Origin of the sequence: Richelia sinica FACHB-800 (assembly GCF_014698825.1) — a bacterium.
Lineage (GTDB): Bacteria > Cyanobacteriota > Cyanobacteriia > Cyanobacteriales > Nostocaceae > FACHB-800.
The window spans coordinates 38,598-53,017 of record NZ_JACJTT010000038.1 but is presented as its reverse complement, the minus strand read 5'-3'; the positions used below and the strand labels follow the sequence as shown (position 1 = coordinate 53,017).

Sequence of the window (14,420 nt, the reverse complement as noted above, 5' to 3'; positions counted from 1 at the left end):
TGTTTTAAGCTTTCACTGTCTAGTTTTGGTGGCAGGTCTTTTTCCATAATTGCTATATTCTGCTTCCCATACCACACTTGTCAATACCCCACCACCTGAATCCTTACGTTTATCTGTGACAATCTGATAGCTAATAGAAAGTCCCAAACCTGTACCTTTACCAACTACTTTAGTGGTAAAAAATGGATCGAATAGTCGAGAAAGAACTGTTTCATCCATGCCAAGTCCGTTGTCAGCAATGCGAATAGCAATCCATTCTTGATTGAGTTGGTGAGTAGAAATATGGATGTCACTGGGGTTAGCCGCAATCACTTCGGGGGATAGATGATTATTTCGCTCTTCTATTGCATCAATGGCATTGGAGAGCAAATTCATAAATACCTGATTCAACTGACCGGGATAGCATTCGATTAAAGGTAATGCTTCATAATTTTTGTTGACAACAATAGTGGGACTGTCTGCTGAAGGCTTCAAGCGGTGTTGCAAAATCATTAATGTGCTATCTATGCCTTCGTGAATATTTGCAGCTTTAAATTCTGCTTCATCTAAACGTGAGAAGTTACGCAAAGATGTAACTATTTCCCGAATGCGCTCAGTGCCAACTTTCATGGACTGAAATAATTTAGGCAAGTCATCAAATAAAAACTCTATATCGGCTTTTTGCCAAAACTCTTGTACCTCTTGTACTACATAGGGATGGTGTTGGCGACATAGCTCTATGTAACACATCAATTCTTGGGTGTATTGCTGGGCATGTTCTAAGTTGCCGTAAATAAAATTAATTGGGTTATTAATTTCGTGGGCTACTCCTGCGACCAATTGCCCCAAACTGGCCATTTTTTCCGCCTGGATAATTTGCATTTGGGCAGTTCGCAGTTCATTGAGTGTTTGGGCCAGTTGGTTTGCTTCTGCACGGGTTTGACCCAATAAGCTGGATTGTTGGAATAAATTTGCTTGAAGTAAAGCTACACTGAGTTGAGCCGCTACTTGGGTGACAAATGTTAATTCTTCTTCTTCCCAATGACGGGGATGGGTGCATTGATGGATGCACATTAACCCCCACAATTTATCTCCTTCCATCAGTGGTACAACTATCTGGGCTTTGACTTGAAACCGCTCAATTATGTCCAGATGTGGAACTTTGGAGCCTAAGCAGTTCAAATCAGATACAACTTGCACTTCCCCTTGCTGATATTTTGGTGCGTAATGCTCGCTCAAGTAATAGTCTTGAACTTTGACTCCTAGGGCAGAATCAAATTTGGGTACTACATCTTCAGCGATAAATTCGCCACTGCAAAGACCAATGTCAGGGTCGAAGCGGAAGATACCGACTCGATCAGCCTTGAGCGATCGCCTGACTTCCTGTACTGTTGTATTAAAAATTATCTCTAAATCTAAGGATTCACGAATTTTCACCACCAAATCAAATAAAATCCGTCTTTGTTCAGCTGCTTGCTGCATGTCATCAGCACGGGTTTGGATTTGGGTCATCATGTGTGAACTTTGCAGGGCTACTCCCAGTTGGCTGGCTACCTGTCCTAAAAATTCTACTTCTACCTCTTCCCATTGACGAGGTGCTGAATGCTGATAGGCTGCTAATAATCCCCACAGATTCCGTCCTACAAAAATGGGAGTCAAGGCATAGGCACGAATTCTAAATTGCTCCAAAATATCTAGGTGACAGCGTGTATGTCCGGCTTGGTGAATATCGTTGACTGCAAAACTTTCATTGTTGCGGTAGCGTCCACCTTTGGTTTCTTGCAGGTAGGTATCTTCCCAAACGAGATGTTTGCCAAAGGGGTGGATGCTGTCCCACTGTGGTTCTACTATGCCAAAATGATTGACAAATTCGCCACTCCAATCTTGATTGAAGCGATAAACCGCAACTCGCTCAACTCGCAGGAGTTTACATACTTCCTGACAAGTGGTTTTCAGAATCAAGTCAATATCTAGGGAGGAGCGAATTTTTCCTACTACTTCAGTGAGCGCTCTTTGTCTGGCGATCGCATCTTGGAGAGCAGTAGCCTGTTGTTTGCTTTGGGCCAAGTTCTCGGCTTGCTGAAGTGCTACACCTAATTGCGCTCCTACTTGTCCAAGAAATTCTACTTCATAATCTATCCATTGGCGTGACCCGGAATGTTGATAGGCTGCTATTAGCCCCCAAAGTTTTGTACCGATGAAAATGGGTGCTAAGGCATAAGCTCGAATCTTGAATTGCTCTAAAATATCTAGATGACAGCGTGAGTGTCCAGCTTGGTAAATATCGTTGACTGCAAAACTTTCATTGTTGCGGTATCTTCCACCTTTAGTTTCTTGCAGGTAACTATCTTCCCAAACTAAATTTCTCCCAAAAGGATTAATTCTGTCCCACTGAGCTTCCACCATACCAAATTGGCTGACAAATTCACCACTCCAGTCTTCATTGAAGCGATAAACTGCACTCCGTTCTAGCTTCAAGAGTTTGCACAGTTCCTGACAAGCGGTGTCTAAAATTAATTTTGGCTCTAGAGATGAGCGAATATTCCCCACCACTTCAGCTAAAGCTCGTTGGCGTATAATCGCATCTTGCAGTTCCTCAGTCCGTTTTTTAGTTTGTTCGAGGATTTCTGCTTGCTGCATTGCTATGCCAATATGGCTGGCAGCTTGGGCTAAAAATTCAACTTCGCTAGGATGCCATTGTCGGGGTGCGGAGTGTTGATAACCTGCTAGTAAACCCCAAAGTTTTGGGCCGATGAAGATAGGAGCAATCGCATAGGCATGAATTTGAAACTGTTCTAATACCTCAATATGGCAACGTGCATGTCCGGCATTATAAATATCAGCCACAGCAAAAGGTTCATTTTTGCGATACCGTCCTCCTTGGGTTTCTTGCAAATGAGAATCTCCCCACACCAAATCCTGTCCAAAGGCACTCAGTCCATTCCAAGGAGGTTCTGCAAAACCCAAATTATTGATAAAACTACCACTCCAGTCCTCATTAAAACGATAAATAGCAACTCGCTCAATTTTTAGCTGCCGACAAATATCTTGACAAGAACTAGAACACAAAGATTCTAACTTTACAAAGGAGCGAACTTTAGCCAAAATTCTAGCTAATATTTTTTGATATTGTAATGTCAAATTTAACTCTTTTTGACATTCCTGTACAGGAACGAGATTAGACGTTTCATAGCCTGTTGTTGTCATAAAATCTAGGGAAAACAGAAATACTTAAGTTTTAGTCTTCCCTTTTTTGTCTGATGATGATCATAAATCTAAATAAATTCTAAAAATTTGTATTTTCTTATCCATAACTTTAGAAATACATCATTGACAATCAAGAATAAATATGCGTTTATTCAGCAATAAAATCAATGACTGTGTTAGAAAGGGCACTATATATTTCCTAAATTGCTACTGTTTATGTAAATATTTATAACTTATTTTTCGCTTTGAGTTGTAAATAGCTTTCAACTAACTGGTCAGAAATTTGATTAGCTGGTGCATCAAGAACTAATACACCTTTTTGTTTTAGTTGAGCAAAAGCCACTTGTCTTTGTGCTAGTAAATCCAAGGCAACAGCACGGGTATAAGCTTGGGAAATATCTTCAGTGAAACTGTTAGCTAATTGGTCTACCAACGGGTCGCGAAGAGTCACGCAAAAAGGTAAATAACGAGGTGCTAATCGGGAAAGAGCAGCCAGCAATTCTGAAGAGGCAGTTATATCTACAATATCGGTAATGACGACAACCAATGCTCTGCGGGTTTGCTGTTGAACTAAATAAGTAACAGCACCTAAATAATCGGATTCTAGTAATTCTGGTTCTATGGGGGTGAGGTAGTCAATGAGTTTATGTAAATGCTTTTGTCCACGTTCTGGTGGTATCCAAGTATGAATTTGTCGGTCAAATACACCTACACCCACGCGATCGCCTCTGTGTAATGCGGCTAATGCTAAGGATAACGTAGTATTTAAGCCCCAGTCAAATCGCTGCAAACCCTGGACTCTCGCTGTCATCAACCGACCCCGGTCTAACAGAATCAATAAAGTTTGTTCCTGTTCCGGTTCCAGAACCCGCACTAAGGGTCCGGTGTTACCATAAGTACCTAATCTTTTCGCTGTGGCTTTCCAGTCAATAAACCGCAAATCATCACCAGTACGATAGTTTCGCAGTTCTGCAAATTCTGTTCCCATTCCCATTTGCTTGACCTTGCGGATGGAACCAGAGGACTGGAGGGTGAGACGGACGGAGAGCGATCGCAACCCTACTAAATCAGGATAAACTTTCACTGTATGATTATGGGGAATTTGCCAATCATCCCATGCTAAACCCCAACTTCCCAATTGACGCACTTGAATTTTTCCCCAGTTATATTCTCCTCTTTGTTTGGGGTAAACCATGTATGTTAAATCTTCCCTACTTTGAGCAGGAATTACCGTTTCTAATATAGTTTGAGATGGGACAAATTCTGAAGGATAGTAATCCCGAATTTTTAATACAGCATCGCTATTTCTTGATTCCACCTTCAGCACCACTGGATTATCACGACTAATGGATAAACGTGTCGGTAATTCACGAATAATTTGTACTCGATTGGCTTTAACTCGGATTCCATCAACCGCCATTAAGACTAAAATTAAAATATCAAGTAATAAAGTAATAGTGATAGCAGCATAAATATTAATCAATATTGCCAGAATAACAGCTATTAATATTCCTAAAGTCAGTAAAATATAGACTCTTTTCGCTGGAACCATATATTTGTGAGCAAATTACATCAAAAATTTTTACAATAAACTGGCATTTGTCTGTAAGTGAGGTTGGAGTAATGTCCGCCAAGACTTAACTTTTTTATTGTAATCTACCTGGCAAGAATTTTGTCTTTCTTTGGGAATACCAATCTTTGCCACTAAATCAGCATATTTCTCTGGGTTTTTCCCATATACCAAACAAATAATGCTATAAAATCGCTGATAATTTAAAGAATGTTCTGCCCAAAATGGTAGATTTTGGGGATGCTGATTGATTTCTCCTTTGCCTGATAAACCAAATTGTACAGCCGCAGCTAATGCTGCCTGTTCTTCTCCTAATTCCGATAAGAAAATAGTGGAAAATTCGTCCACAGTGTCTTCTTCTTTGCCAGTGACAGGTAAATCTAACTCTTCAATCAAAGTATGTCCCAATTCATGAAACAAGGTGAATATAACTGTACCAGCGACCCTTTGTGCAACTTTTGTCTCTATTGGCAGAGCATTGTTATCTAATTGATGATTTTGCTCATCTTTTCTAAATACATTCGTAAACCTATCTATCAACTCATGGCAAATGAAGATACTATGTTCTGAGGGTTTGTAATAAGCATTAACAGTGCCACATTCATCCAGCACAATCTTAATATCCTCAGGCATCACCAAAGTTTGGTTGAGTTTTTGTGCTAATTTATCAAAGGATTGTAATTGTTGAAATTTACGCTGTCTTTCCCTATAAACTTCTTGTCTAATATCAGCATATTCTATTGTGAATTTACCCGCACTTTCTAATTGGTGCGCCTGGTTTGTAGGTGTTTGTGTAATATAAATTAACCCAATAAATAAAGTTAAAGTACAGAGTAACAATAAATTTTTCAGATTGAAGCTAGCAAACTGCATTATTGAACTAGGATTATTGTTAAATAGCATGAATTAATGGAAAAGCTGAAATGTGTCAGATTAAGATTTAACTTTGATTATTTGTGACTTGGCGTGAGACATATTCATATTTCCATCAGCAACGCCGAAAATTAGCATGAACTACGAATATTAATGTGTAAAAATAAGCTCTGTATGATGACGACAACAGCACTCTTCATTGCATATATTTTCAATAATGTTTAGCCAAGCATAATTTACATATTTTATAAATAGTAAACATAAGGTGGTAACAGGAATTGTTCCACTCATGACTATGAGAAAGATATTAAGTGAATATTATTTTGGGAAAACTATCAAGATGAAACCAAAGTAAACGTAATTAACTATTTTGTCAACTTTGAATCTGAAAAAATTATTCTTCGTCTTGTGTCTATAGCAAGAGAGAAAAACAGGGGATAAATAATTCCTGGTTATCACCTGGGATTGACTAATGTATAAACTCAATAGTTGAGTAGAGCGATCGCCCTCCCAAATAACCATGTAAAATGGGAGACTCCGCTGCTTGTAGCTTTTCTTAACTTCGTTGTAATTTTGATTACCAATGACCAATGACTATCGCTATATCATTTTCCACAAACCCTATGGAGTTTTAAGCCAATTTACCCAGGAAAGTCCTAAACATAGAACACTCAAAGAATTTATTGACATTCCCGATATCTATCCTGTGGGTAGATTGGACTGGGATAGTGAAGGGTTACTGTTATTAACAAACGATGGTAGATTACAACATCGTCTTTCCCATCCCAAATTTGGCCATGAACGCACTTATTGGATACAGGTAGAACGTATACCTGATGACCAAGCTATTAATAAATTATGTACAGGAGTAGACATTCAAGATTACCGGACACGTCCAGCCCAAGTTAAACTGTTACCAGAGGGGCTAGAGGTGAGCGATCGCATTCCCCCAATCAGATTTCGTAAAAACGTGCCCACAGCTTGGTTAGAAATGACCTTGAGGGAAGGTAAAAATCGCCAAGTACGAAGAATGACTGCGGCTGTAGGTTTCCCTACTTTGCGATTAATCCGGGTCAGTATTACCCAGATTAAACTAGATGGACTACAAACTGGTCAATGGCGTGACCTGACCCCCTTAGAAATCAAAAATCTGAAAAAAACAGCAATATCCTCTTAGCTAGCCCACAACTTTTTCATTCCCATTGCCAAAATTATGGTATCAGATAGCATTTCAACATCCTTTGACAGATTGAAATTATCAATTTCCCAGAGTAGAACTTGTAGTTACCTAGAGGTATAGTTGATTTACTGACACTGAATATTTACTAAAAAGCCTTTGTAAACAAAATCTACATCTCAAATTAGCTATTCCTATAAATCGAATAGTATAAGATGCAAAATGATTTAATCCTCTTGGCTAAATCATTACATAGGGTCAGCGATACCCTGGACGAAACTTAATGTATTTCGCTAAGATGCGTCACAATTAATACTGCTATCCAGAAACTTCTGGTAAATGCACAATGTCTTGTAGATATACTCTAGGCAGAGTCAGCTAATTGTGGCACTTTTGATCTTAGTGGCTAGAAGCACCTTAGAAAACAATCAAGGAACTTCCACTATGCTGATTTGCCCTCAGTGTAAATTTGAAAACCCTAATCAAAATAAATTTTGTCAAAGTTGTGGGACATCTCTGGTTCACAAAATTTGTCCTGACTGTGGCACTCCAGTAGAGCTAAATTTGCTCAACTGCCATAACTGCGGTGCAGAATGTGGGCCGATTTGGTGGGCAATCATTACTCAGGAAAAGCCTGTAAAAGTTGCTTCAGCATCAACAACACAATTATTACCAGCCTCAAAAGCCAAAAGTAGTGACACAATTGTTTCTACTTTACCCCCACAATTTTTCATCGGTTCCTATTTAGACCCTGAAGAACGCTATCAATTATTAGAGCAGTTACCAACCCCAGAAGTTATCGCTGCCAATACGGAAGTGAAAGTTAGAGTTTTAGACTGCCAACCCTATCAAATATCCCCCATTGAAGCCATACTAGAGCATGAACCAAAGGGGCTGCCCATTCCATCATTAGGTGAAAATAAAATTCCACCTTTAGCCAAAGCCTATATTGAATTACAGTCAAAAACTCAAGCGGAAATACCCCAAATACATGATGCTTGGGAACATAATAATATGCAGGTTATCCTCATTGAAGACCGTTCTCAATGGGATTTATTACTTGATGTTTGGCAGGAAGACACCACCAGTCCACTGCAAATTTTACACTGGTTTTATCAGATGACTCAATTGTGGTCGGTGTTGGAATCAGTTGGTTGTCGCCAAAGTTTACTCGATTTATCGAATCTGCGACTAGATGAAGACCAAACAATTGCGCTGCAAAGGTTATATCTAGATACACAAAATTATCAAAATGATGCCGACCCAGAATCTCAGGAATTAACTATCAAGACTTTGGGGAGAGTTTGGCAGACCTTATTTAGACAGTCCCAACGGACTCAAATTGGGGCAGTTGTGCAGATGTTAGAGCATTTAGAAAATGGTACTATTCAAACACTAGGGGAATTGCGATCGCGCCTCGAAGAAATAGCCGCAGACCTAGAAACCATAGCCGCAAGGCATGTCAGCCCTCCCACGCCACAATATAATTCACCACCCACAGTTTTACAATTAGACGAAGAAACCACAGACAGTATTGCCAAAAACGATGATGTCCCCACCGTCGTCCTTTCCATGCAGTTAAACAGTTTAGAAGATGTGGGTATGACTGATGTAGGTCGTCAACGTCGTCATAACGAAGATTATTTTGGCATAGAAACCAAAATTGAAAAATTGGAATTTCCCAAAAGCCGCTTAGTCCAAGCCAAATGCTTATATGTTCTCTGTGATGGGATGGGAGGACATGCCGGTGGAGAAATAGCTAGCCAATTAGCAGTTAATGCTATGCGTCAATATTTTCAAGAAAATTGGCTAGACCATGAACTACCATCGGAACAAACCATTCGTGAAGCAGTCTATTTAGCTAATCAGACCATTTACAACCTCAATCAACAGGATGCTCGGTCTGGTGTTGCCAGAATGGGTACGACCCTGGTCATGTTATTAATCCAGGACACAGAAGCAGCAGTTGCCCATGTTGGAGATAGTCGTCTCTACCGCATCACTCGCAAGCGAGGACTAGAATTACTAACTGTAGATCACGAAGTTGGTCAACAAGAAATAGCCAAAGGCATAGACCCCAGCATTGCTTATTCCCGTCCAGATGCCTATCAACTAACCCAAGCTTTAGGCCCACGTCATGAAAAATCAATCCATCCAGATGTGGAGTTTTTTAGTATAAATGAAGATACTCTGCTACTGTTAGCATCGGATGGTTTATCAGATAATGACTTATTAGAAATCAATTGGCAAACTCATCTAGCCCCTTTGCTTAGTAGTAACACTAATCTAGAAACAGGCATTTTCAATTTAATTGAGTTGGCAAACCAACATAACGGTCATGACAACATTACTGCCGTTTTGGTACGGGTAAAAGTTCGTCCCAGCCAAGAAACTATTCATTAAAACGCCTATGTTCATCTAGCAATAGGAATTTTGCTCTACCTGCCCAAGTTTGCCAGCTACTCTACATCTATATTGCATCTACAGACCAACCTGAAGGTCAATCAGAAGTTAGTAAATACTAAATGGGAATGAGCGGTTGAGCTAGAAATTTTAGATATGAGGTGGGATTAGAACACATCTCATCCCCAATCTCAAATGAAAATCTAAAATTCTGTCACCTGTTTAACAATTTCTCAATTTAAATTTTTTCCACTTATTTTTTAGGTTTTATTGTGGTTATTTTGACGCTGTTAGAAGCGCAACGCAAAACACTACTAAAGCAGTGGTGCTTTGATGACTCCACCCTCATTCGCATTGGTCGAGCGGTGGATAATGACGTTGTTTTAAATGATAGTTTAGTTTCTCGTTATCATCTAGAGATTAGAAAAATTTTTGGTGAAAATAAAGGTGATTATTGGCAAGTCGTTAGTCAAGGTACGAATGGGACTTTTCTCAATGGAACTTTGATTAATAAGAGTCAATTACCAGATAATGCCATCTTACAATTGGCTCAGGGTGGGCCTTTACTCAAATTCCAACTTCAAGAGTTACCGATAGCAAATAGTTGGTTAAACCAACCCACCTACAAAGTATCACTGACCTCTCCTCCAACTGGGTTGTCAAATTTTCACTGTACTCATGAAGGTAATTCCCCTGGCAATCTTTTTTGTGTCCATTGTGGACAACCCATAGTTGTTAAACAAACTATTCGTCATTACCAAGTACTACGAACTTTAGGACAAGGAGGAATGGGTACTACTTTCCTTGCATGGGATGCTACTGGGGTGACAACGGGAGTACCGCAATTGCTAGTGCTAAAGCAAATGAATGCGGACATGGCCAGAATTGCCAAAGCCCAAGAGTTATTTCAAAGGGAAGCTAATATTTTAAAGTACCTAAATCATCCAGGAGTGCCTAAGTATTTTGACTTTTTTGTCGAAGGGGGCAAGAAATACTTAGCGATGGAATTAATTCATGGCCAGGATTTAGAGAAACGTATCTGCACTACTGGACCTGTAACATCAAATCAAGCGATCGCTTGGATGATCCAAACTTGTGATATTCTTACCTATCTCCATAACCAAAGCCCACCACTAATTCACCGTGATATTAAACCGGCTAACCTAATGGTGCGAAATGCCAATAATTGCATAGTGGTACTAGATTTTGGCGCTGTCAAGGAAACGGGTACAGCACCAGGTACAAGGATTGGTGCAGAAGGTTATTGTGCTCCTGAACAGGAACGGGGACAACCTTTGACTCAATCAGACTTGTATGCTATTGGGCCGACTTTAATTTTCCTGTTGACAGGCGAAAATCCCTTTAAGTTCTATCGTCAGCAGGGCAGATTTTTTCGCTTTGATGTCAAAAGTATTCCTACTATTAATCACCAAATTCGAGATGTGATCGAGCGCGTCACAGAACCTCTGCCACGCGATCGCTATCAAAGTGCACAAGAATTGGCACAGGCATTAGCTGCCTGCCAATACTAGTACCTCATCCTTGCGGTGAGCAACTACAAATGTCAAAAATCCTGGATTAGTAGGTTGTGTATAGCCCTGCGGGCATGGCTGCGTTTTGGCGCTAGCGTAACACACCATTGAAAATTAGCCGTTCACGATGTGTTAATACCGCATCCTACAAAATTGGCTGTTTTTTGACCTGGAGTTCCGTCATTAATTTGTTATTCTTCATCCCAAGCTTCTACTGCTAGCAGTTCGCTGATTGGATCTTGCATACTAAATCCAAAATCCAGCAGTTCCTGCTTCCAGTGCTGCCAGTCATTGCCATAGAGCAAGGCAATTTTCCAAATGCTATCAGTAGGCTTGATAATTTTTGATTCTACGAGTGATTGCACGTTACGCTGCAATTTCACCATAGGGTGAATTACTTGCTGAGTCATAACCTCGATTGAGTTCAGATTTCCTTTGGTAAATGCTTAATCAAAACTGCTTTCCGTTTTGCAATTGTTATCAGTGCGTAGAGCGTTGTGGTTGGGCAAAGCTAGTCTTAGCTTTATAACTATACCATAACTTACTCTAGTCTATTACTGGAAGATTCAGTTTTGTACGGTAATCACCACCACAATACTTTGATTCTGCCTAGAGGCAATGGTCAAGGCTGAGTCTAAGAATGAGTCATGTTATTGCAATAATAACGCTGGTGAAGATGATTTGTAAAAGCTTATTCATTTTGTTCATAAAAAAATGTGTCATTTTTGACAATTCTTGATGCCAAAATAGAATTTTAGCTGTTTTGCTCACGTAACCCTATGCTTGACAAGCAATTGCAAATCTCTGCCACTTATTCAATTTTATACTCTAATTTTTTGATTCTGGCTATAGGAGCATAAGAACAATAAGGCAAGCAGGGGACATAGAGAGGCAGGAGGAGAAAAGATAGTTTTGCCATCTGAATCTCAAATCTAAAATTGCACTGGGTTGTTAAAATCTACTTCAGAGAGTGCCTCAGATTCTGAATGGATGGTACAAAATATAAACTGGTAAAATCAAACACTTGGATAACCAAAAACGATGAAAGCGTCTGCTAAGTTTGACTTTGAGGACGAAAAATTTAATGCTCCACCATCTCAAATCCTACCCTGGTGCCAGATGATTAATCCTCGGTATGGAGCAGATGGAATGCAAAGCTATGGTTTGGCGATTAAGCGAGACAATGCTCAGGCAGTTGGGTTCCAACCAGATGACAATTGGCAACAGGTAGAGCACGAATTTAGCTCTGGTGTAGAACAAGTTTTTATCACCACTACCCCCAGATTGGTAATTGTCCGTCGGGGGCCATTGTCAGTAAAGGACAGAGAAACAGGAATTAAATTAGGCACACTCAAGGAAAATTATGATGCCTTTTTGGCAGATAAACTGAAGTTTAAAACTTTTACACGCTATTTAATTTTTATAGTTGGAGAAAATAAAACTTTTTTACATCAATATCCGTTGCAATTAACATTAAATGGTGCAGCAGGGGCAAGTTTTAGCAAAACCTATTGTGAATATCAGCAAGGTCGCATTAGTGGCGGTTTTGTGGCTGAATTAGAAAAGGCTTACGCAGGTTTTCGTAAGCAACCTGTATCGCCAAAAGGCCCGCTATTTCACGCTCATGGAATTTTCTGCCCAATCATTGATTGTGAAGAAAGAGGGATTGAACCTAATGTGGTATTGGTAGCTTCGACTGTAGATTACAAGCATCCGACGGCAGCAACTTTAACAGAATATATGATTGCTTCTGATGCTCCCGAATCAACGGTCATTTGTAAAACCTTTGAGGAATACAAAGATTTTGGTCGGGAAACTTTGAAAGTGGAACCAGCTAAAGAGGTGGCTGGTGTCACTGGTTCCTATATTTATGCTGATGAAGATGATTTCGGTTATCCGCCATATTAGGTGACAGGTGACAGGGAACAGGGAACAGGGAACAGGGAACAGGGAACAGTATTTATTTTTGTCTCCTGCTTCCCTATATCTCCTGTTTTTGTAACTATTCCTTGAGTAATAGATAGTATAGTGCTCCGTTACCACCAGTTACGCCGGCGCGATCGCCTGCCAGTTGACCAGTACCCATAAAGTAATCTACTCGGCCTGGCCCTTTAATCGCACTGCCAGTGTCTTGATCCATAACAAAGCGATTGACTCGACGGTATTCTAACCTGCCACGACCTGCGGGGTAAGGAATAGAGGCATTAATTAGGGCTAATGCACCGGGAGGCATCAAAGATTTGTCGGTGGCAATAGAACGTTCTGGTGTAATGGGAACGTTAATACTCCCGGTGGCAGGTCTATCACCAGTTTCTTTAAAGAAGACAAACCTTTCCCAACGGGGCAAATAGTTATTTAACTCCTTGGGATTTTGGCGGAAGAAGCTAAGTATCCGGGGCATAGTTAAGCCTTGAGGTGGCAGTTTTCCATCTTTTGCTAGTTCCCTACCAATGCTTGTCCAAGGATAATCTGTGCCACCAGCAAAACCGATGGCAGTTCTTTTGCCATTTGTTAACTGGATTTGGGCAGAACCTTGAATATGGATCATGTAAGCATCGAGGCGATCGCGGAACCACAGCAATTCTAAACCTCGTAATCGGCTTTTATCCCCAAGTAAACCATCTTTTCCTTCTAACTCCACTCGTTTGGGATGAGGTTTAGCCCAGGTGGGAAAATCTTGTGGTAGTTGATAAACAGGATATCTATAAACTGAAGTTCTGACCCGACTGGCTGTATATACAGGTTCGTAATAGGATGTAAACTTCACTGTACCCTTGCCATCGTTGCCTGTGGACTGGTAAAAGGTAAACTCCCGTCGCACGGCTGCTTGTAACTCTGTTGCTGATCTAGATGTTACTATTAGTTGCCGAAACCGCTGTAAACTACGGCGTACACGATCTAGGGTAATTCCCTGGATGGGGTAATTTTCGTAGGCTTTAGCTGCTGCGTTGGTGGAAAGATAACGCAAACTGTTATCTATAGATACTAGCAGCGCCGAGCGATCGCCCCTTCTACCTCTACTACCCCAAATTTGTTCATCCCAACCCAAGCAATTACTGGGTGAAGGACAAGCCGTTTCTAACGGTACTGGCACCAAAGCTGGCAATGCTTCAGGAGTGGTAATTGCTGGTGATGGTTCTGGACTGGGAGATTGAGCAACCACTGACCAAATTGGATGAACAAGGGTCATTCCCAGACTTAAGGACAGCAAAGCAAGGGTTTTTTTCATCATTTAGTTGAATCTTTCCACACTAGAACTAAAAACTGGTTCCACTCTGATAGCCACGATGCGAGAAGGGCGTACCACCATATATTCCCCTTGAATATTTTTAATCGGCACGCTAATAAAATCATTGGAACTAGATTTTGGTACAAGTTCCCCGCTATACCACTTTTGAAAATCCTGAATAGTGGGAAAACGTACTTCTTCTCTGTGACCACTTTCCAGGAGTATGAAGACTGCGTATTCGTTCGGCGTTCTAGGCATAAATTCACGTCATTAGAAACACATCCAACTCATTGTTAACCACGTCACGCCACAATGAAAAGAGTAAGCATACGGTCAATCTGATTGTGGAATGGGAGACATAGAATAGTCGTAGGTTCTGCTATCTATGGGCAGCAATGATGTCTTCATGGGGGTAAGCAGGAAGATGTAACCAAATCAAGGGATAGTTCA

10 protein-coding genes are annotated in these 14,420 nt (G+C 40.5%); 4 read left to right on the top strand and 6 right to left on the bottom strand.

The window, feature by feature from the left end; all coding sequences use genetic code 11:
• Positions 1-12: 12 nt before the first annotated feature.
• From H6G73_RS20190 to H6G73_RS20180, 3 genes are all read right to left on the bottom strand, one after another.
• Positions 13-3,186, bottom strand: a complete 3,174-nt coding sequence (locus H6G73_RS20190; protein ID WP_190607721.1) for a GAF domain-containing sensor histidine kinase — start codon at positions 3,184-3,186, stop codon at positions 13-15.
• 226 nt (positions 3,187-3,412) lie between these two features.
• Positions 3,413-4,738 (bottom strand): DUF58 domain-containing protein, encoded by a 1,326-nt coding sequence (locus H6G73_RS20185; protein ID WP_190607719.1) that lies wholly within the window; start codon positions 4,736-4,738, stop codon positions 3,413-3,415.
• A 30-nt stretch (positions 4,739-4,768) separates the two neighbouring features.
• Entirely contained in the window at positions 4,769-5,629 is an 861-nt protein-coding gene (locus H6G73_RS20180) for a DUF4344 domain-containing metallopeptidase (RefSeq protein ID WP_190607717.1), read from the bottom strand.
• A 583-nt stretch (positions 5,630-6,212) separates the two neighbouring features.
• On the opposite strand from H6G73_RS20180, the gene H6G73_RS20175 reads away from it, so the two are divergent.
• The 3 genes from H6G73_RS20175 to H6G73_RS20165 all read left to right on the top strand — a co-directional run bounded on the left by H6G73_RS20175 (position 6,213) and on the right by H6G73_RS20165 (position 10,741).
• Entirely contained in the window at positions 6,213-6,806 is a 594-nt protein-coding gene (locus tag H6G73_RS20175) for an rRNA large subunit pseudouridine synthase E (protein WP_190607716.1), read from the top strand.
• Between the two features lie 444 nt (positions 6,807-7,250).
• Entirely contained in the window at positions 7,251-9,209 is a 1,959-nt protein-coding gene (locus H6G73_RS20170; RefSeq protein ID WP_190607732.1) for a serine/threonine phosphatase, read from the top strand.
• A 272-nt stretch (positions 9,210-9,481) separates the two neighbouring features.
• Positions 9,482-10,741 carry an FHA domain-containing serine/threonine-protein kinase gene (locus tag H6G73_RS20165; protein WP_190607714.1) on the top strand — a complete coding sequence of 420 codons (1,260 nt, stop codon included), beginning with the start codon at positions 9,482-9,484 and terminating at the stop codon, positions 10,739-10,741.
• 191 nt (positions 10,742-10,932) lie between these two features.
• Here H6G73_RS20165 and H6G73_RS20160 read toward each other — a convergent pair whose 3' ends face one another.
• On the bottom strand, positions 10,933-11,151 hold the full coding sequence (locus tag H6G73_RS20160) for a DUF4327 family protein (protein WP_190607712.1): 219 nt from the start codon (positions 11,149-11,151) through the stop codon (positions 10,933-10,935).
• Positions 11,152-11,782: 631 nt separating this feature from the next.
• On the opposite strand from H6G73_RS20160, the gene H6G73_RS20155 reads away from it, so the two are divergent.
• Positions 11,783-12,649, top strand: coding sequence for a DUF5895 domain-containing protein (locus H6G73_RS20155; protein WP_190607710.1), 867 nt, complete (start codon positions 11,783-11,785; stop codon positions 12,647-12,649).
• A gap of 94 nt (positions 12,650-12,743) precedes the next feature.
• On the opposite strand, the gene mltA is transcribed toward H6G73_RS20155, so the two are convergent.
• Together mltA and H6G73_RS20145 are read right to left on the bottom strand one after the other, a co-directional pair.
• A complete protein-coding gene (mltA, locus tag H6G73_RS20150; protein ID WP_190607730.1) occupies positions 12,744-13,970 on the bottom strand; it encodes a murein transglycosylase A in 1,227 nt (408 codons plus the stop codon).
• 3 nt (positions 13,971-13,973) lie between these two features.
• A complete protein-coding gene (locus tag H6G73_RS20145) occupies positions 13,974-14,228 on the bottom strand; it encodes a hypothetical protein (RefSeq protein WP_190607709.1) in 255 nt (84 codons plus the stop codon).
• Between the last annotated feature and the right edge of the window lie 192 nt (positions 14,229-14,420).